Source organism: Pedobacter sp. V48 (genome assembly GCF_000523515.1).
In the GTDB taxonomy this organism is placed as follows: domain Bacteria; phylum Bacteroidota; class Bacteroidia; order Sphingobacteriales; family Sphingobacteriaceae; genus Pedobacter.
The window spans coordinates 63,437-89,589 of the sequence record NZ_AWRU01000017.1 but is presented as its reverse complement, the minus strand read 5'-3'; the positions used below and the strand labels follow the sequence as shown (position 1 = coordinate 89,589).

Below are 26,153 nucleotides of genomic sequence, written 5' to 3'. Positions count from 1 at the left end.
CTCTTCCGATCTTAGCTTAAGCCCACCAGAGCCGATGGTACTGCGGTAACACGTGGGAGAGTAGGTCGGTGCCAAATCTTAATCAAGACCCTGTAGAGCAATCTACAGGGTTTTTGTGTTTATACACATTTCTGGAAATCTTCCTTAAAACCTTAACAATTTCATAATTCTATCTGACCAAATTTCTAATGGTGCATATACATCTTTGCTGATTGAAAATATTTTTAAGTATATGAATAGAAGATCACTATTGAAAGGCGGATTACTTGCCGGTATAAGTATGCCTTTTGTTGGTTTGCATGATGTTATTGCCAAACCGATTGGAGGAGTAAAAAAGGCAAAAAATATCATCATGATGGTAAGCGATGGCATGAGTACAGGAACATTAAATATGGCCGATTTATATGCTAACCGTACGTTTGGCGTAGGGAGTAAATGGCTTGACCTATATAGAGGCAATAAAGCTGTAAGAGCTTTAATGGATACGGCTTCGGCAAGTTCAATGGTTACTGATTCAGCAGCTGCAAGTTCATCCTGGGGTGGTGGAATGAGGGTGAGGAATGGCTCATTAAATGTTGGGATGAGAGGAGAGAACCCTCAGCCAATACTTCAGAAATTTAAGGAGAACGGAAAGAAGGTTGGTTGTGTTACTACAGTTCCAATTACCCATGCTACACCAGCGGGCTTCTGTGTAAATATAGACAACCGGGATGGACAAGCCTTAATCGCAGAAATGTATCTAGAACTAAAGTTTGATGTGATGATGGGAGGTGGAAGCAAATATTTTAGTTCAAAAAGAAAAGATGGTAGTATTATACCTAAATACCTTACCCAGGGATTTAAAGTTGCAGAAAATCGAGCTGAAATGCTTACTCTTGATAAATTAAAGCCGGTTTTAGGATTGTTTGCTGAAGATGGTTTGCCTTATGAAGTAGATCGGAAAAATGATCCTGAATTAATGAAAGCTGTACCTTCAATAGCTGAGATGACAATGAAAGCTATTGAATTAATGAAAGATCATAGGAATGGTTTTGCATTACAGGTTGAAGCTGGAAAAGTAGATTGGGCTGCACATTCAAATGACGTAGCTGGTTTAATATTTGATCAATTGGCTTTTGATGAAGCAGTTGGGAAAGTAATAGAGTTTGCTGAAAAGGATGGAGAAACTTTGGTAATCATAACAACAGATCACGGTAATTCCAATCCAGGGCTTTTTTATGCTGATGAAGCCGACAAGAAATTTGACAATCTACAGCGCTTTAAGCATAGTAATACCTGGCTACTCACTCAATTGAACCAATCATTTAGTGAAGAAAAGATTAAGGAGATAATTAAGGAAAGTCAAGGACTGGATATGAAACTGGAAGATGTAAAATCTTTAGTAGCTCATTTTAAAGATATCGTTCCGGGACAGTTATATAATGAGTCGAATCTTCCATTTTATGAGTATGGAAAGATTATGGGTAAGTATACCGATGTACAGTGGGCTGGAATGAACCATACGGGAGATTACGTGGAGCTAACAATGTTTGGCCCCGGCTCAGAACGGTTAACCCCTTTCATTAAAAACTATGAGCTTCATAATTTTATGTTAAATGCAGCAGAAATGCCAGTGCATTTTTTGGTTAAGGCTTAAAAGGTCAATTAAAAATAAAAAAGCCATAGGATGCGGGATACCTACCGTTAATATTCAAATTAAATGGGGGCATCTAAAAAGAGAAGATTATCATCTATTTTTAGATCCCCCATTAGTATGATCAAAGCGGTGTCAGGTATTGCGTATAGGAATATCCTGCAGCCCCATTATCAGTTTTAATTTCCCACCATTGGTCATTTGCCTTGCTAACCAGTGTAACCACCTCGTGCCTGGCTGCTTTGCCTACAATATCAGCATCAGTGCTAGGGCCGCTACGAATATTTAAGTTAGAGCTGTTAGTTGTTACTTTTAGTTTTGACCCTTCTGTAACGCCGGCTATGCTATTGATATTCATCACTAAATCGCCAGAAGAATAATTGGGATCGAGACGTTCATACGTATCCCACAGTTGTTGCTTTATTGAACCACTGGCATCGCCATCAATATATAGCACACCTTCTTGCTCACGCACATTTAGGTCGTTTACTCCCTGTGCAATTGCAGTGTCTATCAATTCTTTATATTTCTCTTGTAAAGCCATTTTATATATCTCCTTTACTATTTAATAACTAGTTGTGAATTGTCTACTTTTTTAGGTTTCAACGCATTTAAAGCCATCATCAATTTCTGAAGATTTGCTTTTTGGATTTCACCCTTTAATGTAACTACACCGTCGTTTACCGTTGCAGTAACTGTGGGGAAGTCTTTTGTCGCATCCTTAACGGCATTGGTAAGCACATCAGTAGCGGCTACAGGTACGGTCGGAGTTTCGGGCACAACAGTCAGATTGTTTACAACAGATTTAACCCCGGCAACTCCTGCAACAGTTTTATCAATATCTGCTTTAGTTGCATCATCAGGAACCTGTCCCGATATTGTTGCTACGCCTTTTTCAACAGTTACAGCCGCTTCGACTATGTGCGGATTTGAGAGTAGTGCAGTTTCCACTGCTGCTTTTACAGCATCATCTTTTGGGCCACTTTTGCAGCTTGTAAATGTGGTTCCCATGATAACCAGGGCAACCAAGAGCGCGGTTGTTTTCATCGTCAGATTTTTCATACGGTTTTATATTTTGGTTTTGAGTTTGGCAGATATGTTTATTCGCCTTATATAAAGAAAGATAGCACATGTACCTGAAAGGAAAACAATGATCAAAAGAAATTGTTTTATCAGCTGAAATTAAATCAAGTGATGGGAAATATTGCATGCAGTTTTGCCGTATCTTGGTTAAGTTAAACATTAATATTTATATGGATTTATGCTTAAAAAAGTTTTGGAAAGCGGGTAGTGGCAGGCAATTAGCTGAATGGTCAGGAGCCGAACTCGATCTTAATATTCCGAATAACTTTGTGGAACTAGCCACTAAATATGATGTTTTGGGTGATGAAGCAGTGAAAGAAATATTTAATGGTAGAAGTTTCGGTGAGGCCTATGCATATGTTACACAATTGTCTAAAAATAAGGTTCTTGAGCGTGCTGATTTGCCAGATAACTTAAAGAGAATGTTTTTAAATATGCAGGAGAAGCCTGCCTGGGTAAATGATGACTTAATAAAAATGGGCTGCAATTTGTGTATGCGTAGCGGAACTAATGCACTCATCGCTTTGAGAGATTATAGCCTTATGACCGGTTACGATTACGCTTATTTAAATAAGGCACTTATATATACAGGGGCCCTGAAAAAGGGGCCTGCTAAAAGAATAACCGATACGCTGGATTTTTGGGTACATGTTACACGTGATAAAGGCTTGGAAATTAATGGACTTGGCTACCAGTATATTGCCAGAACGAGAATGATACATGCTTTTTCCAGATTAATGATCAAAGAAAAATACGCAGATTGGGATAAAGAAAAATGGGGTGAACCAATTAATTTGGGCGATATGGTTGCTACAAATATCGGCTTCAGCCTTTTTTATCTTCATGGTCTTCATAAATTGGGTATGCACATCTCTGAGAATGAAGAGCTGGGAGTTTTTCACCTTTGGAAATATGTTGGATATTTATTGGGAATCCCTGAGAACTACCTGCCAAATAATAAAAAGGAAGCCACAGAAATGTTCTATTTATGGACGGATACACAAGTTTCTGCAGATGAAGATTCCGTGATGCTTGCTCAAGCCCTGGAAAATGAATCTATTGCCTCTAATATTTTTAAGAAAGCGTATCAAAAGAATTTCATTAAATACCTTCATACTTGCTATGTTCGCTTTTTAATTGATGAAGAAACATGCAATAGACTTCAGATTTCTAAAATTAAGATGTATTCTCTTTTCCCGATATTTAGAAAATTGCACAACAAGCTTTTGCAAAAAATGACAGGTATAAGCAATAAGAACTATCAGCGAGCCGTATACATGGGCAATATCCTTCAAACAAAAATTTCTGAAGAGTATTTAAAAGCTGATAGTGACATTCATCCCAAATAAAATACACTGTTGTCCGGAAAAAAATATGGGCTAGCTGTTAAGCTAGCCCTTTGTTGATATATTTGAGTTACCACACTAAANTCATCAACATGAGCAAAAGTATATTTTTTACCGGACAGCCGATATTAAATCAGCTATTAAATTTAATAGACAGAAGTAAAGTAAAGGCCTTAGCCCGTACCGGAAAGTACGATCATTATTACAAGCATTTTGACACCTATACCCACTTAGTTACCATGCTGTATTGTACTTTGAATAAATGCACAAGCAGTCGTGAGGTGGTTAGCGGAATGAAGGCCTGCAGCCATAAACTTAGGCATTTAGGTATCCTTAAGGCTCCAGGTAAAAGTACTCTATGTGATGGCAACAAGAATCGTTCAAGCGATATTTTTGAAGAGATCTATTCATTTTTACACTTAGCGCATAGCAAACTTTTACCGGACAGCCGGGCTGTAAACAATCAAAAACTTTTCATTGCAGATTCCTCTACGATAACCTTATTTCAGGAAATTCTTGGGGCAGCAGGCAGAAGCAGGCTGAACGGAAAAAGAAAAGGCGGCATCAAGGTGCATACTTTAATCAATGCAGAACAAGACCTTCCTGTTAAAATAAACTTTACTGCTGCCAATGCTAACGACATGAGCTTTCTTAAAGAAATTAACCTAGACCCCGGCTCATTTATAGTTTTCGATAAAGGGTATGTTGATTATGAACAATATCAGCGGCTGAGTACCCAAAACGTGTTTTTTGTTACCCGGCAAAGAAAAGGAGCGAGATATATCGAGGAAAGTTCAAGTCCTGTTCCTGAGAAATCCAGGGAGCTTGGTGTGTTGAATGATCGAATAATAGTGCTGGGTACGCGTACCCATGCAAAAAAGATTAAACTTAAGGCACGCATGGTTACCTTTTTTGATAAACAGAAAGAAAGAACTTTTGAGTTTCTTACCAATAATTTTGAACTACCAGCTATTCAAATCGCGGATCTTTATAAAAAACGCTGGCAAATAGAGGTGCTCTTCAAAAGGATAAAACAGAACTTTCCTTTAAAGTATTTTCTGGGTGACAACGAAAATGCCATTAAAATTCAAATCTGGTGTGCATTTATCGCTGATTTACTTCTTAAAATGCTGCAAATGCAACTTAAAAAGAAATGGGCATTCTCAAATCTTAGTTCTATCATAAGATTACATCTGATGAGTTATATCAATTTATTTGCTTTTTTGAACAATCCTGATAAACTCTCTTCAGCTCGGATTACAAACCAGCTGGTAATAGGGGGCTTGGATATTGGATCTAGGAATAAAAATGGCCCAGCAATAAGCTAGGCCATAAAATTTGTCCGGTTATAAAGTTAACCGGACAACAGTGAATAAAATATAGCTTTTCAGTTCTTGTGATTTTCCAAAAAGTTTAAAAGATTAATCATGTATATCATTTAAAACTAGGGAAAGCCAATTCATTATATCAAAAAGTATAAATATAAGTGCCTTTTGGTAAAATGGAAATTATTGGCCAATGCTTAGGTTTGTTTTAGTCAATAGAGTGAGTAAGACCTTACAACTCTTCACCTCAATTCTATTATAACCTAAATATAAACCAAATCTAAACAAGTTATGAAAAGGAAAAGATTGCTTTTTTTTATCAGAAGGGGCGGATCATGCCTGGTTATGTCTTTGATATTCTATTTACCAGCACATTCAAAGACATTCACAAAAGAAAATTTATATGGATATTCTGTCCAGCAGCAAGGAGTTATTTCAGGTAAGGTAGTAGATCTTCAGGACGGAAAACCATTAACTGGAGTTACGGTTGCTGTAAAAGGTACAAATCAGAAAACAACTACTAATAACGAAGGAAACTATCAGTTAACAACAGCATCCTCTGCTGTGTTGGTTTTTTCATCTGTGGGGTATCAAACCAAAGAAATTCCGGCAAACGACAGATCTGTTATTAACGTTCAGATGGAATCTGCTAGTGAAAAATTAAATGAAGTAGTAGTTGTAAGTTATGGAACACAAAATAAAAGAGAAGTTACAGGTGCTGTAAGCCAGCTAAACACGAGTGAGGTTAAAGACATGCCGGTAGCTAACATCGGTCAGAAATTACAAGGGAAATTTGCTGGCGTTCAAATCGCAAACAACTCTGGAGCTCCTGGTGCAAATATGTCATTTAGAATCAGAGGAGCTGCTTCGATCAATGCAGGAAATAATCCACTAATTGTAATCGACGGATTTCCATCTACCAGTGGACTTGAAACAATAAGTCCGGACGAAATAGCAAGTATTACAGTATTAAAGGACGCTTCTGCCTCTTCTTTATATGGATCAAGAGCTTCAAATGGGGTAATTCTTGTCACAACAAAACAAGCCAAAAGTGGACAAAAAAGTATCGAACTTAGTTCATATGCAGGGTTGGTAAGGGTATCGGACAGAGGGAAACCTGATTTGATGAATGCACCTGAGTTTGCTCAATTTAAAAAAGAATATTATGAAGATGCAGCTCGTTATGAGGGCTATACCGGCGGAGTACCAGAGGGGTATCAGAACCCGCAACAATATGGGGCAAATTCAGGTACCAATTGGTACGATGTTTTACTGAGAGATGCAATAACTCAWGATTATAACTTATCCTTATCATCAGGTGGAACAGATCTGAAATCAACCATTAATCTTAACTACAATAAGCAGGAAGGGGTAATCTTAAATACTTTTGCAAATAGAATAAGTGGCAGAACTAATAACATTTACACTGCTACAGATAAACTAACGATTGGATTTAATCTATCAGGTACTTACCGACGTAATCAGGTTACTCCTGGTCTTGATAACGGACGTGCCATTATTCAGCAGGCGTTTTTAATGGATCCAACGTTAAACTATAAAAATCCGGATGGTAGTTATCCTATTAGCTTTTCACAACCTGGTATGTTTGCGAATCCCAATTTTTACCTGGTTTTAACTCAAAGGGTTAATCCTTCGGAGCAAACAACGGTTTTAGCCAATACATTTGCCTCTTATAAGATTATTCCCGGATTAGAATATAAAATTAGTTTGAATGGAAATACCGAGAGTGCAATTAACAGATCGTTTACGCCGTCCACAGCTCAGGGTGGTTTGGGTGGGGCACCACCTCAGCCACCTACAGGAAGTTACGGTACCAATAGATTCTTAAATTTACTGGCCGAAAACACCCTTACTTATCAGAAAACCTTCAGTGAAAAGCATAATCTGGACGCATTTGTAGGCTATACCTTTCAAAAATTCAGATCAGAGAACAGCAATATCCAGGCTTCTGAATTTCCAGACGATAATGTTCAATGGATAAATGCCGCAACTACCAGGATAGGGACGGCAGGTACCACAGAATCTTCGTTATTATCATATATAGGTCGTTTAAACTATAATTACGACAATAAATATTTGATTTCACTGGCTTTTAGAAGAGATGGTTCTTCAAGGTTTGGATCGGATAATAAATATGGAAATTTTCCTTCGGTATCAGTAGGTTGGGTGGCCTCGGATGAAAAGTTTATGAAACAACAGGATAAAATAAGTTTCTTAAAATTCAGAGCGAGTTATGGAAAAGTGGGGAATAACAATATTGGAGATTATACTTACCTGGCTGCTGTAAATTCTGATAATTATGTGTTCGGAAACCAGGTTACCCCAGGTAAGTCTCTTAACGGGATTGGCAATTCGTTTCTTACGTGGGAAACTACCTCTAGTTTTGATGCCGGTCTTGACCTTGGACTTTTTAATGACCGGTTAAGAATAACCTATGATTACTATTGGAAAAAAACAGATGGACTGCTTTATAATGTAGACATCCCAGTTCAATCTGGATTTAACAGCATTACATCAAATATTGGTCGTTTTGATTTCTGGGGACATGAGCTAAGTTTGGAGTCGAGAAATCTGGATGGTGAATTAAAATGGACCACAGGTTTTAACGTTTCCTTTGATCGAAATAAGGTAATTAAATTAGGTACAAACAACGCACCTATAGGAGGATATAGCCTTTATTGGGATGACAACAGAACCGCTGTAGGTAACCCAATCGGAATGTTTTATGGATATATCAATACCGGTGTATATATGACCCAGGAAGAATTTGATACCCAGCCTCATGGCGCAACTTCTATGGTGGGAACAGCAAGATTTAAAGACATTAGCGGGCCGGATGGCGTTCCTGATGGAATTATAGATGAAAATGACAGAACTTACATCGGTAACCCAAATCCAGATTTTACTTACGGATTAACGAATAGATTTAGTTATAAAAACCTAGATCTAAGTATTGTTATTGCAGGTTCTGTAGGAAATGAAATAGCTGATGATGCTTTTCAATCTACCGAAAATCTGGATGGTGTGTTTAATGTAAGAAAAGGCGTAGCTAATAGATGGCGCTCTATAGAAAATCCAGGAGATGGGATTTATCCGAGAACAAGAACCGGTACTACTGCCGATTTCCGTAATTTCACTTCGAGACAGGTATTTAGTGCTACCTATTTAGCTGTAAAAAACATAACATTGGGATATAAGCTGCCTTTTAAACCTAATGAGTATATCAAAAACGCCAGAGTATATTTCAGTACTCAAAACCCTTTAATTTTTACTAAATATCCAGGGATGAATCCTGAAGCAGGTATGTCCGGACTTAACGGCTTAAGTCAGGGCCGTGATTTTACTTCTTATCCAATTTCTCAGATTTTTACGCTGGGACTTAACGTAGGCTTTTAATCTAGAAAAATAATCATGAAAAATAAAATATTATACATCGTGGCAGTTTCTATTGGATTTCTTTCCTGTAAAAAGAGCGAGCTTGATCTTGTACCTAAGACAAGTATAAGTGCCCCAACTTTTTTTAAAAATGAAACTGAATTTCAGCAGGCCGTAGTGTCTGCGTACAGCAACCTTCGGGGAGTCGCTTTTACAGGTATTTATATGGACGAAATGCGTTCTGATAATACCTTCTTTAATTATTATTCGTCAGACAGGGGATCCGAAACCAGTATAGAAGCAATGGCGATTTTCCTCGACAATAGCTTATCAAGTGCTGAACCCAATAATGCGGGTAACAGATATGGAAATGATTACTCTGGAATTGCCAAGGCAAATACGGTACTCACCAGGCTTAAAGCAAACACGATTGGTCTTTCTCAGTCCTCTATGGACGATCTTTCGGGGCAGGCCTTATTTCTTCGTGCATACTACTACTTTGATCTTGTGACACATTATGGAGGCGTACCTTTGCAATTGGAGGAGATCATCTCAGAAACTGGTGCATTCTTGCCTAGAAACACCGTTGATGAGGTGTATGCACAAATTATTACAGATCTGAATGACGCTATAGCAAAGCTTCCTGTAGCAACTGCTTTCCCTCAAACCGGAAGAGTGAGTAAAGGTGCTGCTAAAATGTTGTTGGCTTATGCCTACATGTCTAAGCCTACGCGCGACTACGCTAAAGCGGAAACAGAGTTGTTAGATATTACCAAGATGAATTATACGCTGTTGCCAAATTATGCTGATGTGTTTTCGCCAACAAATAAAAACAATAGTGAATCAATTTTTGAAGTGCAGTATAAAGCAGGTAATGATGGTCAGCAAAGTGATTTTATATGGAGGTTTATTCCAAAAACTACCAATACAGAGGCCATTCTTGGATTGCATGGAACCAACCAGAGAGGTGGTATTACTAGTGGAGGATGGAATGTGCCTACTCAGGAAATGGTGAGTTCATATGAAAGTGGCGACAAAAGATTACCAGCTTCGATTGGTGTAGCAATTGGTACTCAAACTGGAGATTCCTTTACAATAAGCTCAGTTGTTAGTTCCGTTAATTTTACCCCACCCACCGGAAAAACATTTTACTATTTTATAAATAAATATGTGTATCCACCATATACTGTGGAGTGGAATACCGATCAGAACTGGCCGGTCTACCGTTATTCAGGCGCTTTGCTATTGCTCGCAGAATGTTTCGTAAAGCAGGGTAAAAATGCTGAAGCATTGCCTTACCTGAATCAGGTAAGAAAAAGAGCCGGCTTGCCAAACCTGGCTTCTGCTAATGAGGATAACGTAGCGAACGAAATGCGACATGAACTAGCTTTTGAAAATCATCGCTGGACTGATCTTGTTCGCAATGGAAAGGCAGTTGAAACTTTAAATGCAAAAGGGAAGCAGCTTAAAAGCCTTTATGGTTGGCTGTTACCAGCCTCATTTAATGTAACTAATAATAGATTGATCTATGCAATACCATCTAGAGAGGTGCAGATAAATAGTAACCTGGTTCAAAATCCAGGATATTAGGCTAACGCATCATGATAGATACGCAGTCATCTCGACGATAGGAGAGATGACTGCATTTTTTAACAAATAATTGAGAAATATGAATTATCTAAGATCTTTTTGCTTTATTATTGTCTTATTCATAAGTATTTCCTGTTTCTCTCAAACACAGCACTGGCAAGCAGAATGGATTGGAATTCCTCATGCAGAAAAAGACACTAACGTATGGACATCCTTCCGAAAGCAGATTTCTATTGATAAAATTCCAAATAAGATACTTACTAAAATTAGCACTGATTCTAAGTATTGGCTGTGGTTGAATGGGAAAATGATCGTATTTGAAGGTCAATTAAAAAGAGGGCCTAATCCACGTGACACCTATTATGATGAAATTGATCTGGCACCCTATCTTACCAAGGGAAAAAATACGATCTCTATATTAACCTGGTATTGGGGAAGAGATGGCTACGACCATAAAAATAGTGGTAAATCTGCTCTTTTGTACGAAATGACGATAGGAAACAAAGAAATAATATCAAATTCAACATGGAAAGTGATAAGGCATCCAGCTTTTGGCAATACCGGAGCGCCCTTTCCAAATTATCGTTTGCCCGAGTTTAATATTTATTTTGATGCTCAGAAAGATATGCCGCTTTGGATCCAGTCCGATTTTGATGATCATGCCTGGATAAATGCTACTTCCTATGGGAAGCCATCAGTTTCTCCATGGAATAATCTGGTGAAAAGACCCATCCCTTTTTGGAAAGATTCGGGACTTTTACATTATACTAATAACGCCAATCTGTCAAAGGTGAATGATGGCAATCCGATTGTTGCCAAATTGCCTAAAAATATATCTATTACACCATATTTAAAGATTGATGCTCCAGCTGGTTTGAAAATAGATATCCGGACAGACAATTATAAAGGGGGCAGTGAGTATAACGTTCGTACAGAATATATTACAAAAGAAGGGATACAGGAGTTTGAAACATTTGGATATTTAAATGGACATGAGGTTCACTATTCCATTCCTAAGGGTGTGAAAATTATTGACTTGAAATACAGAGAAACCAGGTATGATACGGAACTGGTAGGTAAGTTTAAATCTGATGACCATTTTTATAACCGCCTTTGGGAAAAATCATACAATACCCTAAATGTTAATTTGAGGGATGCAATTCAAGATCCGGATAGGGAAAGGGCGCAATGGTGGGGTGATGCGGTAATATTAATGGGTGAAATTTTGTATGCCTGCGACAGAAATGGAGAATTAGTTATTAATAAGGCAATTCATAACCTTGTTGACTGGCGAAAACCTGATGGGGTATTGTATTCGCCTGTTCCTTCGGGTAGTTGGCATGGCGAACTTCCTGCTCAAATGCTTGCCAGTGTGGGCAAATATGGTTTTTGGAATTACTATCGTTACACTGGAGACACTGCTTTGATTCGGCATGTTTATCCTACAGTGAAAAAATATTTACAATTGTGGCGTTTAGGGGACGATGGTTTGGTAATACATCGTCCCGGAGGATGGGACTGGATGGATTGGGGGGATGATATTGATACCCCATTACTCGAGAATGCATGGTACTATATGGCCGTTGAAACCGCAGTAAAAATGGCAGAGCTAACAGGAAATCAATCTGATATAAAAGACTACCAGGAGTTATTGAAATCTATAAAGTTAAATTTCAATAGAAAATTTTGGAATGGCAGTGCGTATAAAAGCCCAACAAATAAGGGAGTTGTTGACGATAGGGGAAATGGATTAGCTGTAGTAGTGGGCCTTGCTGATGATGGAAAATACGAAGCCATTAAAAATGTATTAAAGATTGAATTCCATGCCAGTCCTTATATGGAAAAGTATATAATGGAGTCTTTCTTTATTATGCATGACGCTAAAGGCGGGTTGGAAAGAATGAAAAAGAGATATGCTAATATGGTTGAAAGCCACCTCACCACACTGTGGGAAGGCTGGGGGATAGGATCCGAAGGCTATGGCGGAGGATCGTATAATCATGGTTGGTCTGGTGGCCCATTAACACTTTTAAGTCAGTATGTTGCCGGAATTGCTCCGGAAGAGACCGCTTATAAAACGATTAGTATAATGCCTCAACCTGGAAACTTACGTGAAATCTACTGTGTTGCACCTACCGTAAAAGGAAACATTACAGTGGATCTGAAAAGGAGAGATAACAAACTCACCTTGTTTGTTGATATACCACCCAATACCCTGGCTAAAATAGGTTTGCCCAAAATGGAATCTGGTTTGTCCAATATATCATTAAATGGGAAAGTGTTAGTAAGGCATGCTAAAAGTGTTAAAAACCATCCCTGGGCTACATTTAAAGGAGAGGATGGGAATTATTTCCTGTTTGATGTTAAACCCGGTAAGTGGTCATTTGTATTGTATTAGAAACTCGGGAGTATATGATTAATTCATTATCCCCGAGTTTGTTTCTGCTAGGGTAAAGCCGGGTTTTTAGAATAGATTAATGGATTTTGTTCGTCATCTTGTAACAGGTCACCTACTTTCAGCTTAGCTACCTGCTCATCAGACAGGATGTTCTGTATTCCATTGAATACAGCACCATCAGGCATAAAAGCACAGGTCATAGCCCTGCGGAAACCTTTGGTCATGTTAGCACCTGCCCCATGTATTGTTAAGCCATTGTGAAAAGAACAGCTTCCCGCTTTCATAGGAACAGCTTTGGAGTCAGAAGAAGATAGTTGAGGATAAAACTTAAATACCTCATCCATATTCTTACCGATACCCGGGTTTTCAAAAGAAGTAGCATGGTAAGATCCGGGAAGAAAATATAAACATCCATTCTCTAATGTGGCATCATCAAGAGCAACCCATATGGATAAAGCACGACGATCGGAAAAGGACCAAAAAGGAGTGTCTAAGTGCCACGAAGTAGGGTTGGCCCATGGACGTTTTATTAAGGCCTGATCATGCCATACCCGTATTCCATCACAGCCAGATAAATTAGCAACCATTTTACCTAGATTTTCATCGAGTATTAACTGTTTTACTTTTTCATTGGTTTGCCATAGGTTGAGCATTTGATCGAATACCTTTCCAAAATAGTCGGCATTTTTATTAATTCCATCCTCTTCACCGGTTTTAGTGTCTTTTCCGGGAAGTTTTCTGCCATCGCGTTGAACGAGTGCCTCGGTAACCGCTTCGCGCCAGATTTCTAATTCATCCTTATCTAAAAAATCTTCAATAAGCAAAAAACCATTCTTTCTGTAATCCTCAATTTGTTGTTGTGTGATTTGTGTCTTCATGTGTTTTTACAAAAGGTTATTGATACGAATTTACCGTGTTGGTTTGAAAAATATACTGCCATTAATCTGTTATTATTTGCACTTTCTGATATTGTAAAGCCCCTTCATATTATCTTGAATTCAATTTAAAATCGTTAAATTCAATATACTTTTGCAGTTAGCTTTACTAAATTTATATTAGGATGAAAAAAATCACAATAATGGCCTTTTTAATCTGTACTGTACTTATTTATTACAATGCAGGAGCGCAGGAAGTAAATAAAAATTACGATGAAAAATTAGCTAAAGAACTTAAAGCTGATGAGTACGGAATGAAGAAATACGTTTTGGTGATTTTAAAAACAGGTTCTGCTAAAGATTTGCCTAAAACTACATTAGATAGTATTTTTAAAGGACATATGGGTAATATAGGCAGACTAGTTAACGAAGGAAAACTGATTGTTGCCGGGCCACTTGGTAAAAATGACAATGCTTATCGCGGCATTTTCATTTTCGATGTAGAAAGTACTGATGAAGCACAAAAGTTGGTAGAAACAGATCCCGTTATTATAAGTAAAGTAATGACCGCAGAATATTATCCATGGTATGGGTCAGCGGCATTAAAGGAAACGGTAAAAATCCACAGCAAAATAGAAAAGAAAAGTCACTAGGTTAAATTGCTATTTTCTTTTGAGGGAACTGCTCCGTATGAGACAATATCATGTGAAGTATATAATCATTAGAAGGATAAGGCTGTAGGGCTGATTTTAGCTCCTCAGGTGCGTTAATATCTGCATGGTGTGAAATGTACCCCATGCCATAGAATTTTCCTTCCTCTACAAGCAAACAGCTTTGTTCGTCCTCAGTTCTTCCTTTATCAATAACAGCAAAAGTCGGTAACATCTTTTTCAAATCTTCGATTGCATATTTAACCCTTACGTTATAGGCGGCAGCAGATTCTTTACCTACGCAAGCACCGGTACATCTACCTTCTTCATGAGCTGTACAAGCTTGTCTGTTTCTCTGAATAAAGCAAAGCTTTTCGCAAAGCAAATGTTCTTTAATTAATACCTTTAAAAGGTTATGTCCCTCTAATATCGTATTAAAACTATACAGGGCCGGTGTATTTTTTTTGAATTTATCTATGCCCAATCTTATATAGCCTTTTTGATCTTCGAAAGCATATAAGCTATATTTCTGCTCAAAACGCTTTAAAGCCCGGTTGTTTGCCGGCCATAGTTTTTTGATCTCTGTAGCTTCTAAAATAAAAGCCATAAGTTCTGTACCGCATATTTCAAAATCCACACTATAGATGTTCTTAAGGAAATCCTGTCGCTGTTTAGCTGTACTATTCCCTGTAAAATGAGAACAAACCCGCTTTTTCAGGCTTTTGGCTTTGCCAATGTAAATCACCTTACCTTTTTGGTCTTTGAAATAATATACACCAGGGTTTAAAGGTAATTTTTCTATCTCTGATTTTGGCAAATTAGGGGGTAAAGCCTGCTCTTTTGAAGTTTTTCTTAAGGATTGATTGATAATTCCTTCAGTATCTGCCTGTAAAAGCATACCTAATAGAATTGCCGTAGCGGCAGAATCTCCTCCCGCACGGTGTCTGTTGTTTATCTCTATCCCTAAAGTATTACAAAGCTTGCCCAGGCTGTAGGAACGATGTCCAGGTAGTATTTTACGACTAAGCCTTACGGTACAAAGTTTATTGCATTGAAGCTGATAACCCGCTAAAGATAACTGATGTTTAACAAATGAAAAATCGAAATTTACATTGTGTGCAACAAAAGTTTTATCCTGTAACAGTTCATATACTTTTGGGGCTATATCATTAAATAACGGGGCATTTATAACCATTTCATTACTTATGCCAGTTAATGCCTGTATGTATTCAGGTATCTCCTGAGCAGGATTAATTAGCGTTTCAAAAGTATCTATTACAGAAGCACCATCATGAATGAGAATTGAAATCTCTGTGATTCCATTTCCTGAAGCAAAGCCACCTGTTGTTTCTATATCTACTACCGCGTAAAGCATGTTTTTTTAAAAGCCTTTATGAATTGTAAATATGCTAATAATTTTAGTAATAAATCAAATTATTGGGATTTAGTAAATTTTTTGTTCCTACAAATAATCTTTAACAAAAATTGTCCCATATCACTTTTATAGTATTTAATTAAGAATAATGAAAAGTGTGGCATATAAATAGCTTATAATTAACTCAAAAGAGTTAGTGAAATGTCCAGAAAAATATTAGCAGTTGACGACGATAGTGATATAGTTGATATTATTAAAATTGTATTGGAGGGTGAGGGTTTCGAGGTGTCTACTTTAACCAGTGGAAGAAATGTATTAAATGTTATATCATCGTTAAGGCCAGATTTGGTATTGTTAGATGTAATGCTTGGTGGAATTGACGGCAGAGACATTTGCAAAGCAATAAAAGCACACTCTTTGTTTAAGAATATTCCCGTTGTTATGATCTCTGCGAGTCATAATTTACAAAGCCTTTTAAAATTACCAGGCTCCCCTAATGACTTCCTTTCAAAGCCATTTGATATTGATAGTCTTGTTAAAACAGTAAAAGCCCAATTTGCTACCTAATTAGTTACCAACTGTACTAATTAATGTATAGATAGTACTAAATTGTAGATAGTAAAATGCGGTTATCATTTGGTCTCAATTCTTATCGGATTACATAATATTCTATGAATTGGACATTTGTCTGCTATTTGCATTAAGCGCGCACGTTCCTCTTCTGTTAATGTGCCAATCAGTTCAATTTTTCGTGTGATGGTGGTTTCCTTACTCATTTCCTTTTCATCACAAATTGCCAACTCTATTTTAATTGCATCCAGGTTATACTGTTTACGATCTGCATACATCCTGACAGTAATTGCTGTACAACTTCCCAAACTAGCAAGCAGCAATGCTCCAGGTGTCATACCTTCGTCTGTTCCTCCAATGCTTTCCGGTTCATCAGAATAAATAAAATGGCCTCCTGCGTAAACTTTTGTTTTATAATGAGACCTGTCTAGTTCTGTAATTGCTGTAATTTGATTATCTGCCATGTTTTAATGTTATGCAGATAAAGCTACAATTAAATTTAAGCATTCGCATTCATAAAATCATCATCCAGATTTAACAATAATATAGCAAGCATTTAAAATAGGCTAAACATATTATAGCTTAATTTGTTATAGAAATAACTAACCAGATATCAGTATGTTAAGTAGCTATTTAAATTTCAGATTTGATGTTCAGGGCAAGCCCATAAACGGATTCTGTATGCGCATACAGGATGATTTTCACGAAACCTATGCGGTAATAGTGGATGGCTACCATTCTTTTTGTGTGTGGTTGGATTCGACCTCAACATGGAGGTCTTCTAAGCATACCAGTTTAGAACCCACTGCGCTGGAACAGATTATCAGCAGAATAATATCAACAGAATCTAAATAATTCTGTAACTCAGATTTCCTATCCTCGCTATCCAAAAAATAAATAAGCGAGACCTATTGCTGTACAAACCCCAACAAGATCGGCGAGTAGCATTGCGCCAATTGCATAACGGGTATTTTTAATACTTACAGAGCCAAAGTAAACTGCAACTACGTAAAAAGTAGTATCAGAGGCACCCTGGAAAATTCCAGAAAGCCGGCTTGCAAATGAATCTGGGCCATAGGTTTCCATAGTACTCACCATCATTCCTCTTGCAGCACCACCACTCAATGGTCTTATTAAAGCCGTAGGTAAGCCTTCTACGAATCTGGTATCAGCTCCTAAAAATGAGAAGAAATCTTTTATTCCTCCAATTATTACATCAAAGGTTCCACTGGTGCGAAGCATACTTATTGCTACCAGCATCCCAACAAGATAAGGGATAATTTTAACAGCCGTTTCAAATCCATTTTTTGCACCTTCAACAAATGCATCAAAAACATCAATCTTTTTATATAATGCCCCGAGTATAATCAGTAGAAAAACCAATAGTATAAGTCCGTTGCTTAAAATTCCTGAAAATGATTTTATTCCATCGGCATTAAGCGAAGTGATGTATAAAACCAATAATGCAATGATGAAAGAAAGGCTCAATATCCAGACAATTACTACAGGTTGCAGCAGTTTAATCTTCTGTTTGAAAGAAACAATAAGCATTGCTGCCATGGTGCCCACAAAAGTAACGATCAGACAAGGAATGAAAATATCAGTTGGATTAGAAGCATTTTGAGAAGCCCTGATTGCAATAACACTAACGGGAATTAAGTTTAAACCAGCTGCGTGAAGGCAAAGGAACATGATTTGGGCATTTGATGCGGTATCTTTACTTGGGTTTAACTCTTGCAAACTTTCCATAGCCTTTAAGCCAAAAGGAGTGGCTGCGTTATCTAAACCCAATAGATTAGCAGAAAAGTTCATTATCATGTGCCCCATAGATGGGTGGCCTTTTGGTATATCCGGAAATAATTTAGAAAAGAAGGGGCCAACTATACGAGACAATAAACGAATGCCTCCGGCTTTTTCGGCAATGCTCATCAACCCAATAAATAGTGCCAAAATACCGATTAGTTTAAGGCATAACTCTACCGAGACCCAGCAGGTCTCAATAATACCATCTAGTTTTAATGGATTTGCAGGGTCACTGGCTTTGCCAATGACCATCCAGTTAAATATATCAGATTGTCCAAAAAAGAAACACTTTATAGTGGCTACAACAATTGCAACAATGATAAAGGCCGACCAGATTCTACTTAATGCCATTTGGGATAGTTAGTTTTACGATGTTAATGTAGGGATTTAAAACAATATATCCCTAAGGCTTCTCATCAGTAAGCTCAAAACCCCATGTTTTACCTTTTTCTATTGCCGGTATACCCTGCGTCATCCATAAAGGGGCTTTAGCTCCTTTTAAATAGTAGTCAAAGAATTGTTGTTCACGTATTTGGATGTCTTTTCTGTTCTGACGTTTTATCAGGTTATGTGCCTCATTATTGTAATTTAGCATCCATACGGGTTTGCCCAATCTTCTTAAACCTGTAAACATTTCAATTCCCTGATACCATGGCACTGCTCCATCGGCATCGTTGGCCATAATTACTACCGGTGTACTTACTTTAGGTAAGGCAAATAATGGAGAGTTTTCAATGTATAATTCTGGCTTTTCCCATAAAGTAGCACCAATTCTGCTCTGTGTTTTTTCATATTGAAACTGTCTGTTCATTCCACTTTCCCAACGCATACCACCATAAGCAGAAGTCATGTTTACTACCGGAGCACCTGCCCATGCAGCAGCATACATATTTGTTCTTGTAATTAAATGAGCTACCTGATAACCACCCCAGCTTTGTCCCTGGATGCCGATTTTACTACCATCAACCCATGAGTTTTTCTTTAAAAATTCTACTCCGGAATTAATGAATTCCTCAGCAGATTTGCCAGGGTAGCCACTTTCATAGCTAATGTCCGGTGCAAAAACTAAATACCCATTGCTTACAAAATAAGAGATGTTTAATCTAGAAGGAGTGGGAGCTGGTGGCTGATAGGTATATAATCCATTTGATAACTTCTCGTAGAAATACACAATCATAGGATATTTCTTAGCCGGGTCAAAATCTTCAGGCTTGTAAAGAATGCCATCCGCTTTAAAGCCTTTAGGTGTACTCCAGTTGACCAGTTCAGCTGTTCCCCAATTGTAATTTTGTTGCTGAGGGTTGGTATTACTTAATTTAACCTCGGTTTTCATATCTGTTGATGCGAATACATTAGGTGAATTGCTATAGTTTGCTTTGTCGTAGATATAACGATCGGCATCTCTGGCTTTACCTAAATTTGAATACTTAAACTTAGCCATAATAACAAGCTCCGGGCTTTTGTTGTCGCCGATATTCTTTCTATAATATCCGTTTTCTTTAGTTGTATTGTTAAAAGCGTCAAGCAGTACCGTCTCTTTTTTACCCAAAAAGCGAACGGTGGTGTCTAGTGGTTGATAGCGGAAAGTAATGTTGTTCTGTCTGCCAAAACCATTGGTGATGTTTTGCGGAGCATTTTTTCCGTCTGGAGAGAATTCCCAGATGTCGTACCTGTCATATAATAGAACAGTTTTATCATCCTCAGTCCATGCCGCTAGCCCGTAAGCATCTGGCTGATCAGGTACATCATTTTCTTCGTCTACAAGCTTAACATTTAATCCGTTATTTAGGTGTGTAATCTTACCTGTTGCAATAGTATAAGTGTACCAGTTAGCTGTTTTTTTGTCGAAGTAAAGTACAAATTTTCCAGATGGTGATGGCATTGCAGTTCCCACAAGCCCTTCAATGATCTTTTTTCTCGATCCGGTCTTTGTATCAACCAAATAATAATCTTTAATGGAATTTGCAGACCACTGTGATTGGATTCTGTTGCCGAAATCTGATGATGCAAGTACATAGTTCGAGTTACCTTCATCAATTAGTTTAGCTTCAGGCAGTTTAACATCTGTTAAAGGCACTACTTTTACATCACTATTAAATATTTCGATAGAAGTTAAAAAAGTTCTTTTCGATTCCCTTTCAGCATTCTTTAGCTGCATTGGCTGCAGGTAGTCGTCTTTATAACTCCATACATCCAGCTGTGCATGCTCAAAATCGATAAGGGTAGTATCTTTTGGTTTTTTAATTGGAGCGATACCAAAAAATAGCCTTGTGGCTTCTTTGTTGAAGTTTAATTTTCCGTCGCCACTAACTGCCCATTTAGCAGGGAAGCCGGGGATATCATTGTCTACCAAAACTTGGGCAGTATCTAACGAAGGTGAGTTATAGTATACAAAGTAATCTTTAATTTCGGCTTTTTCCGGGCTTCTTTCTCCTAGAAATGCAAGTGATTCACTTTCATCGTCAAACACAAAGTTTTTGAAACTTCCTTTTCCGTTAACCAATGTTTTAAGCGTGCCTTTTTCCGTGTTTAAAAGAAAAACCCCTGTTTGAGCTGTCTTATCTTTTTTGGAACCTGTACAAGCAAGCGCCAGCTGCTTACCGTCTTTACTAAAAACATATTCGTTTACGTATTTAAAATTACGTTCAATACCTGTTGTAAGGTTTCTGAAAATCAAATCAGAACCTTCCTTGTCATCTTTTTTTGCGGTGTCTCCCTGGACTTTTTTTGATGTATCTATAGGTTTTTCTAATTGATAGGCAAGTAATGCCAAACCATTCGCTGGCAGTTTAAAAGATTTTACACGTGCAACCTTTGCTATGGCAAGATTGGTTAAGTTGGCTATGCCCAAAGAGTCCTTTGGCATCTCGTCTATCTTTTTCTTTTTAATTTTCGCTTGTCGTATAGCCGAATAAAAAGGTTTAATGGCAAACACGGCAAATTTAGAATCGGCACTAAACTGAGCACTTTCGGCTCGGTTTATTTTAGTTTTTGCGTTGGTAAGCAGATTAGTTAAATACAAATTTGCATCTCCTTCTTGCGCAGCGATACCATATGCCGCCCAATTTCCATTATTGGATAAGTTTCTGGAAGCAACAGATTCCCATGCATCATACACCGTGTGATCAAGCGGTTTCTTTTGCGCAAATCCGATAGTTGTAAAAAATAGGAGAGAGAGAAGTAGATATTTCTGCATAATTAAAATGGTTGTTTTTATCCCGGTTTAGTTCTAGAAGTCTAAAAATTAGAAAATTTTAAGACATATCCGTATTGTATATCAAATTTTACAATAAAAGGGCATACTAGAACTTGTTTCTTCACTTATCGTTTACATTGGGGATACACTAAATCCACCGGAAAGTATCTTTTTGTGGGCAAAAAGTGAAAGTAGGGTGAACCATGTGAAGCGTTGCTATAAGAACTAGATTGGTTAAAGTAAGTTGATAAAAAAGGGGCGTATGAGAGTGCACTGAAAAAGTCCCTTACAAAAATGGGGTAGTTCATAAATCATGAATTACCCCATTTTCTTTAAGTTGTAAGAAGTTTTTCTAGCTGAAATCCCTATGGCTAATTCTAAGGACGGCAAATAAAGTTAATAAATAACTTTATTTATCTCATATATTTTCGAGCAACCTTTTCAGTACCCACTATCATGATACACCCCTTTTTAGTGACCGTTTGCACAGCCTCTTAAGGAAATAGACTTATTTATTCTTTTTTTGTTGAATCTGTGCTTGTTGCTGTTGACGCATATAGTCTTCTAGCTTAGCACTGAATCTTGATTTCTTTTTCTCTACAACAGGTTTGGTTTTGTTATCCTGAAGTGTTTTGTGGATTTTTTCGTCATCTACCATAGATTTGATTAAAAACTGCTGAGCAAATGTTAACATGTTCGCCAAGAAGTAGTAATAGTTCAAACCTGAAGGATAACTATTTAACACACCTAAAAATACAATTGGCATAATGTAACCAATGTATTTCATTTGACCGGTTGCACCAGAGATCTGATTATTAAAGTAAGTGTAGATCAATGTTGAAATCGTCATCAGTATACACATTAAACTTAAGTGATTACCTAGAATAGGAATATTTACACCAAACTTGATAAAATCATCATAGGTAGAAAGATCCTTCATCCATAAAAAGCTTTCGCCTCTTAGCTCAAATAAGTTAGGGAAGAAGAAGAAGAAAGCCATTACAAATGGTAATTGCAGCAACATTGGTAAACAGCCCCCCAATGGATTTACGCCCACTTGCTTGTATAGCTTTAAATATTCTTGTTGTAACAATGTTGGGTTGTCATCTCCTACCTTGGCTTTAATTTCATCCATTTCAGGTTTCAAGATTCTCATCTTAGCCATTGAAAGATATGATTTGTAGGTTAATGGCGACATGGCCAGCTTTAGCATAATGGTAAGGACCAGGATAATTAATCCATATCCCCATCCAAAACCTTCAAGGAAGTTAAATACAGGCAATACAATAAATCTGTTGATGTATTTTAATGGCCAGTATCCCATGTCTACTTGTTTCTCCAATTCATGTCCCTGAGCTTTTAAAGTAGAGAATTTGTTGGTTCCAAAGTAAAACTCCATAGCGTAGTTTTGAGCAGCCAATTGGTTAAATGTAAGTTGCATATTTGCACCATACCATTTAATCTGCCCTGGCTCAGTAGTTACTTTAACTTCAAGTTCACCTTTATCAAAAGGCACTGTTGGTATTAGTACCGCCGAGAAGAAGTGTTGTTTGAATGAGAACCATTCGATCTTTCCTTCCTTTAGTTCTTCTTTCTCGTCTTTAGCAACACTTAGATGGTTGGGGTTTTCGCCTGCATATTTGTAATATGGAGCTGAATGTTCCTGCTCTTTTTTACCCGATTTTTCTTGTTCAAGTAAAGTAGCTTCCCAGTTTAAGGTGATTGTATTGTTCTGAATAACCTGGTTTAAACCATTCAGGTTAATGTTAAAACCAACCTTACTGCTATTTGGTTTTACATCGTAAACAAATTCAATGTATTTATCTCCGGAATAATTGGCACGCATGCTTACGCTGTTTGGACCAATTTTAGAAGCAGTAAAATACAAATCGTTAGTACTTACAATTTTGCCGCCTATATTTAAGTTTAACCCAAATTTGTTCTGGTTACCATCAAACAATATTACCGGTTTACCATCATAAGTAGTTTGTCCTTTAACCTGCGCAGAAAGGATTTTACCACCTTTGTTCGTGAAAGTTAATTTTAAATTTTCGTTTTCTAAAACGCTTGTTTGCTCTGTACCAGAAATATTGCCACCAAAAGGACCTTTTAATGCAGTCGAATCAACAGCTGGCAATGTAGCTACTGCTGCTGTAGCCGGAGTTGCAGTACTATTTGCTGTTGCTTTCTTTATAGAATCAGCAGCAATTCTTTCATTTTCTTTTTTAATTTCAGCCTCACTTGGCTTGAAAAAGTAAAAAGAACCTGCCAGAACAATCATGATCAGGAATAATCCTGTAAACGTATTTCTATCCATTATTGTTAATTAAACGCGTATTATTTTATTTTCTTCTTCGCAAACTCCATCGCTGCGGCGACAAATTTAACAAAAAGTGGGTGAGGATTAGCAACTGTTGATTTTAATTCAGGGTGAAACTGTCCGCCAACAAAGAAAGGGTGGTTTTTAAGCTCCACAATTTCTACCAGATTACTCTCGGGGTTGATACCTGAGGCAATCATTCCTGCTTCTTCAAATTGACTTAAGTAAGCGTTATTGAATTCATAACGATGTCTGTGACGCTCTGTAATATGTTGTTTTCCGTAAGCAGTAAAAGCCTTGGTACCTTTTTTAAGGTCGCATGGATAAGAACCTAAACGCATGGTGCCGCCTTTATTGGTAATTGTTTTCTGATCTTCCATCATATTAATTACCGGATGCTCAGTGTTTTCGTCAATCTCGGTAGTATTTGCATTTTGTAGTCCAAGTACATTTCTTCCATACTCGATAACTGAACATTGCATACCTAAACAAATTCCAAAGAACGGAACGTTGTTTTCTCTTACATATTTAATTGCATCAATTTTTCCTTCAATACCTCTGCTACCAAAACCAGGAGCAACAAGTAAACCATCTAAATGACCAAGTTTTTCTTTCGCATTATCAGGATAAACTCCTTCTGAATGAATGTATTGAACACGTACTTTGCATTCGTTCTTTGCGCCGGCATGAACAAATGACTCAGTTATAGATTTATAAGCATCAGGCAATTCCACATATTTACCTACAACACCTATAGTTACTTCTGATGTAGGATTTTTTAAACGACCAAGGAAATCTTTCCAGCTTTCCATATCAGGTTCGTTTTTATGAGCCAGTTTTAATTTGGTTAAGACCGTTTTATCCAACTGCTCTTTCATCATTAACAATGGAACTGAATAAATTGATGATGCATCAATCGATTCGATTACCGCATTAACGTTCACATTACAGAACAAGGCAATCTTTTTACGGATGTCCTGGGAGATATGATGCTCGGTACGGCAAACCAAAATATCCGGTTGTATACCATACTCCAATAAAGCTTTAACAGAGTGTTGCGTAGGTTTGGTTTTTAGTTCGCCGGCTGCTGCAAGGAAAGGGATTAGTGTCAAGTGAATAACTATGGCATTATTAGCGCCTTCTTCCCATTTAAACTGACGTACTGCCTCTATAAATGGAAGTGATTCGATATCACCAACAGTACCGCCCAGTTCCGTAATAACGATATCATATTTGCCGCTATCGCCTAAAATGCGCATGTTTCTTTTGATTTCATCGGTAATATGAGGTACAACCTGCACCGTTTTACCAAGGTATTCGCCTTGTCTTTCTTTGTTGATTACATTCTGATAAATACGACCAGTAGTAATGTTGTTAGCCTGTGTGGTTGGAACATTTAAGAAACGCTCATAGTGTCCAAGATCAAGGTCTGTTTCTGCACCATCTTCAGTAACATAGCATTCGCCATGTTCGTAAGGATTTAGCGTTCCCGGATCGATGTTGATATACGGGTCAAACTTTTGAATGGTTACACTGTAGCCGCGTGCTTGTAATAGTTTGGCTAATGAAGCGGAGATGATGCCCTTACCCAAAGAGGAAGTAACACCGCCCGTAACAAAAATATACTTAGTCATGTTTGTGAATTTCTGATATAAAGGCAGTTTTTAATGCTGTCCTTATTGTTTTTGTACGGGATACAAAGTTAGCAAATAAACCGAAGCTTTAAGGCTCTTTTTTTAAATATTCGTAAAGGAAAAAATGTTTTAATGAAATTCTTTATATGATTTGCTTTCTAGCGGCTGACTAGCAATTATATAAAGAAGCTCTTTTAGAGTACGAATCCATATATAGCTTTGCGTATTTCTTCTGGTTTCTCATTTTTATTTCCGTTGTAACGTGTAAATAATTCAATTAATTTTTTCAATTCTCTGTCAGTTTCTGTTTTTTTGCCCTTGTTAGGTGGTTGAATTTCGTTATTAAAATTAGTAAAAGCCTCAACTTTGGTGGCAAACCAGGTCGTGTTTAATCTGGGGATGGCAAGCCCTAATATCATACCAGGTAAACCGCTGAACCCTTCAGGACCTCCGCGCAGTAAAATTTCATCTGTATAAAAAGCAACCACATAAACCGTGTCGTTAATGCGTCCTATTGCTTTCCTGCATTCATAGCCTGAAATTATACGGATGTCGTGCATAATTTTCCAGTTTACACGTGGTATAGTGTCTTTTAGCAGGTAATCGTCGCCCATAATGTTTTTCCTTAATACGCGGTTTCTGTTTGCGTAATCGGCATAAAGTTCGTTGGTCGATTCACCAGGTGTAATAAAGTACGTTAAATCCTCATCATTGTCGTCTTTTTTTTGAGCTTTATAAATAGACCTTGTACGGTCAAAATAAAGGTCCCAATTACTGATTTTGTACTTTTTCATGGCCCCTTTAATTTCATCAGAAAGTCCAAAATCCGCCATTGTACGCACCATATTTATCCTTTTTTCGAACGTAATTTTCCCATTCGGAATAAAAAGCTGCTGGGCTAGCAATTTAAACGGCATTGCACAGAAAAGAAGAAAAAATACCGACCTGCTCATTTATTA

At 37.5% G+C, this 26,153-nt stretch carries 19 protein-coding genes; 9 read left to right on the top strand and 10 right to left on the bottom strand.

Going from position 1 to position 26,153, the window contains the following annotated elements; translation table 11 throughout:
• Window positions 1-232: 232 nt before the first annotated feature.
• Complete coding sequence (locus N824_RS16205) at window positions 233-1,636, top strand: alkaline phosphatase (RefSeq protein ID WP_048906193.1); 1,404 nt, start codon at window positions 233-235, stop codon at window positions 1,634-1,636.
• A gap of 121 nt (window positions 1,637-1,757) precedes the next feature.
• On the opposite strand, the gene N824_RS16200 is transcribed toward N824_RS16205, so the two are convergent.
• Window positions 1,758-2,177 carry an SH3 domain-containing protein gene (locus tag N824_RS16200; protein ID WP_048906192.1) on the bottom strand — a complete coding sequence of 140 codons (420 nt, stop codon included), beginning with the start codon at window positions 2,175-2,177 and terminating at the stop codon, window positions 1,758-1,760.
• Between the two features lie 17 nt (window positions 2,178-2,194).
• Complete coding sequence (locus tag N824_RS16195; protein WP_048906191.1) at window positions 2,195-2,695, bottom strand: BON domain-containing protein; 501 nt, start codon at window positions 2,693-2,695, stop codon at window positions 2,195-2,197.
• 191 nt (window positions 2,696-2,886) lie between these two features.
• On the opposite strand from N824_RS16195, the gene N824_RS16190 reads away from it, so the two are divergent.
• The 5 genes from N824_RS16190 to N824_RS16170 all read left to right on the top strand — a co-directional run bounded on the left by N824_RS16190 (window position 2,887) and on the right by N824_RS16170 (window position 12,771).
• Window positions 2,887-4,065 (top strand): oxygenase MpaB family protein, encoded by a 1,179-nt coding sequence (locus tag N824_RS16190; protein ID WP_161662329.1) that lies wholly within the window; start codon window positions 2,887-2,889, stop codon window positions 4,063-4,065.
• An 89-nt stretch (window positions 4,066-4,154) separates the two neighbouring features.
• On the top strand, window positions 4,155-5,390 hold the full coding sequence (locus tag N824_RS16185; RefSeq protein ID WP_048906189.1) for an IS4 family transposase: 1,236 nt from the start codon (window positions 4,155-4,157) through the stop codon (window positions 5,388-5,390).
• 288 nt (window positions 5,391-5,678) lie between these two features.
• Window positions 5,679-8,804, top strand: coding sequence for a TonB-dependent receptor (locus tag N824_RS16180; RefSeq protein WP_048906188.1), 3,126 nt, complete (start codon window positions 5,679-5,681; stop codon window positions 8,802-8,804).
• Between the two features lie 15 nt (window positions 8,805-8,819).
• A complete protein-coding gene (locus N824_RS16175) occupies window positions 8,820-10,373 on the top strand; it encodes a RagB/SusD family nutrient uptake outer membrane protein (protein ID WP_048906187.1) in 1,554 nt (517 codons plus the stop codon).
• A 79-nt stretch (window positions 10,374-10,452) separates the two neighbouring features.
• On the top strand, window positions 10,453-12,771 hold the full coding sequence (locus N824_RS16170; protein ID WP_048906186.1) for an alpha-L-rhamnosidase C-terminal domain-containing protein: 2,319 nt from the start codon (window positions 10,453-10,455) through the stop codon (window positions 12,769-12,771).
• A 47-nt stretch (window positions 12,772-12,818) separates the two neighbouring features.
• Here the strand turns inward: N824_RS16170 and N824_RS16165 are convergent, their stop codons facing one another.
• Window positions 12,819-13,649, bottom strand: coding sequence for a phytanoyl-CoA dioxygenase family protein (locus N824_RS16165; protein ID WP_048906185.1), 831 nt, complete (start codon window positions 13,647-13,649; stop codon window positions 12,819-12,821).
• A 182-nt stretch (window positions 13,650-13,831) separates the two neighbouring features.
• Here N824_RS16165 and N824_RS16160 point away from each other — a divergent pair, with 182 nt between their 5' ends.
• Window positions 13,832-14,299, top strand: a complete 468-nt coding sequence (locus N824_RS16160) for a YciI family protein (RefSeq protein ID WP_052334164.1) — start codon at window positions 13,832-13,834, stop codon at window positions 14,297-14,299.
• A 1-nt stretch (window position 14,300) separates the two neighbouring features.
• On the opposite strand, the gene N824_RS16155 is transcribed toward N824_RS16160, so the two are convergent.
• The gene (locus N824_RS16155; RefSeq protein ID WP_048906184.1) at window positions 14,301-15,671 is read right to left on the bottom strand and encodes an exonuclease domain-containing protein; all 1,371 of its coding nucleotides are present in this window, start codon (window positions 15,669-15,671) and stop codon (window positions 14,301-14,303) included.
• Between the two features lie 201 nt (window positions 15,672-15,872).
• On the opposite strand from N824_RS16155, the gene N824_RS16150 reads away from it, so the two are divergent.
• Window positions 15,873-16,238 (top strand): PleD family two-component system response regulator, encoded by a 366-nt coding sequence (locus N824_RS16150; protein WP_048906183.1) that lies wholly within the window; start codon window positions 15,873-15,875, stop codon window positions 16,236-16,238.
• Window positions 16,239-16,303: 65 nt separating this feature from the next.
• Here the strand turns inward: N824_RS16150 and N824_RS16145 are convergent, their stop codons facing one another.
• The gene (locus N824_RS16145; protein ID WP_048906182.1) at window positions 16,304-16,705 is read right to left on the bottom strand and encodes an OsmC family protein; all 402 of its coding nucleotides are present in this window, start codon (window positions 16,703-16,705) and stop codon (window positions 16,304-16,306) included.
• Window positions 16,706-16,859: 154 nt separating this feature from the next.
• Between N824_RS16145 and N824_RS16140 the strand changes: the two genes are divergently transcribed.
• On the top strand, window positions 16,860-17,096 hold the full coding sequence (locus N824_RS16140; RefSeq protein WP_048906181.1) for a hypothetical protein: 237 nt from the start codon (window positions 16,860-16,862) through the stop codon (window positions 17,094-17,096).
• A 27-nt stretch (window positions 17,097-17,123) separates the two neighbouring features.
• Here N824_RS16140 and N824_RS16135 read toward each other — a convergent pair whose 3' ends face one another.
• The 5 genes from N824_RS16135 to N824_RS16115 form a co-directional block, all read right to left on the bottom strand.
• Window positions 17,124-18,395 (bottom strand): nucleoside recognition domain-containing protein, encoded by a 1,272-nt coding sequence (locus N824_RS16135; protein WP_048906180.1) that lies wholly within the window; start codon window positions 18,393-18,395, stop codon window positions 17,124-17,126.
• Window positions 18,396-18,447: 52 nt separating this feature from the next.
• Window positions 18,448-21,240 carry a S9 family peptidase gene (locus tag N824_RS16130; RefSeq protein WP_048906179.1) on the bottom strand — a complete coding sequence of 931 codons (2,793 nt, stop codon included), beginning with the start codon at window positions 21,238-21,240 and terminating at the stop codon, window positions 18,448-18,450.
• 508 nt (window positions 21,241-21,748) lie between these two features.
• Complete coding sequence (yidC, locus tag N824_RS16125; RefSeq protein ID WP_048906178.1) at window positions 21,749-23,557, bottom strand: membrane protein insertase YidC; 1,809 nt, start codon at window positions 23,555-23,557, stop codon at window positions 21,749-21,751.
• A gap of 20 nt (window positions 23,558-23,577) precedes the next feature.
• Window positions 23,578-25,194, bottom strand: coding sequence for a CTP synthase (locus N824_RS16120; RefSeq protein ID WP_048906177.1), 1,617 nt, complete (start codon window positions 25,192-25,194; stop codon window positions 23,578-23,580).
• A 194-nt stretch (window positions 25,195-25,388) separates the two neighbouring features.
• Window positions 25,389-26,147, bottom strand: a complete 759-nt coding sequence (locus tag N824_RS16115) for a GLPGLI family protein (RefSeq protein WP_048906176.1) — start codon at window positions 26,145-26,147, stop codon at window positions 25,389-25,391.
• Window positions 26,148-26,153 lie beyond the last annotated feature (6 nt).

Coding starts and splice junctions, on each gene's coding strand:
- N824_RS16205 (WP_048906193.1), top strand. CDS start 233: ATGAATAGAAGATCACTATTGAAAGGCGGATTACTTGCCGGTATAAGT.
- N824_RS16200 (WP_048906192.1), bottom strand. CDS start 2,177: ATGGCTTTACAAGAGAAATATAAAGAATTGATAGACACTGCAATTGCA.
- N824_RS16195 (WP_048906191.1), bottom strand. CDS start 2,695: ATGAAAAATCTGACGATGAAAACAACCGCGCTCTTGGTTGCCCTGGTT.
- N824_RS16190 (WP_161662329.1), top strand. CDS start 2,887: ATGGATTTATGCTTAAAAAAGTTTTGGAAAGCGGGTAGTGGCAGGCAA.
- N824_RS16185 (WP_048906189.1), top strand. CDS start 4,155: ATGAGCAAAAGTATATTTTTTACCGGACAGCCGATATTAAATCAGCTA.
- N824_RS16175 (WP_048906187.1), top strand. CDS start 8,820: ATGAAAAATAAAATATTATACATCGTGGCAGTTTCTATTGGATTTCTT.
- N824_RS16170 (WP_048906186.1), top strand. CDS start 10,453: ATGAATTATCTAAGATCTTTTTGCTTTATTATTGTCTTATTCATAAGT.
- N824_RS16165 (WP_048906185.1), bottom strand. CDS start 13,649: ATGAAGACACAAATCACACAACAACAAATTGAGGATTACAGAAAGAAT.
- N824_RS16160 (WP_052334164.1), top strand. CDS start 13,832: ATGAAAAAAATCACAATAATGGCCTTTTTAATCTGTACTGTACTTATT.
- N824_RS16155 (WP_048906184.1), bottom strand. CDS start 15,671: ATGCTTTACGCGGTAGTAGATATAGAAACAACAGGTGGCTTTGCTTCA.
- N824_RS16150 (WP_048906183.1), top strand. CDS start 15,873: ATGTCCAGAAAAATATTAGCAGTTGACGACGATAGTGATATAGTTGAT.
- N824_RS16145 (WP_048906182.1), bottom strand. CDS start 16,705: ATGGCAGATAATCAAATTACAGCAATTACAGAACTAGACAGGTCTCAT.
- N824_RS16140 (WP_048906181.1), top strand. CDS start 16,860: ATGTTAAGTAGCTATTTAAATTTCAGATTTGATGTTCAGGGCAAGCCC.
- N824_RS16135 (WP_048906180.1), bottom strand. CDS start 18,395: ATGGCATTAAGTAGAATCTGGTCGGCCTTTATCATTGTTGCAATTGTT.
- N824_RS16130 (WP_048906179.1), bottom strand. CDS start 21,240: ATGCAGAAATATCTACTTCTCTCTCTCCTATTTTTTACAACTATCGGA.
- yidC (WP_048906178.1), bottom strand. CDS start 23,557: ATGGATAGAAATACGTTTACAGGATTATTCCTGATCATGATTGTTCTG.
- N824_RS16120 (WP_048906177.1), bottom strand. CDS start 25,194: ATGACTAAGTATATTTTTGTTACGGGCGGTGTTACTTCCTCTTTGGGT.
- N824_RS16115 (WP_048906176.1), bottom strand. CDS start 26,147: ATGAGCAGGTCGGTATTTTTTCTTCTTTTCTGTGCAATGCCGTTTAAA.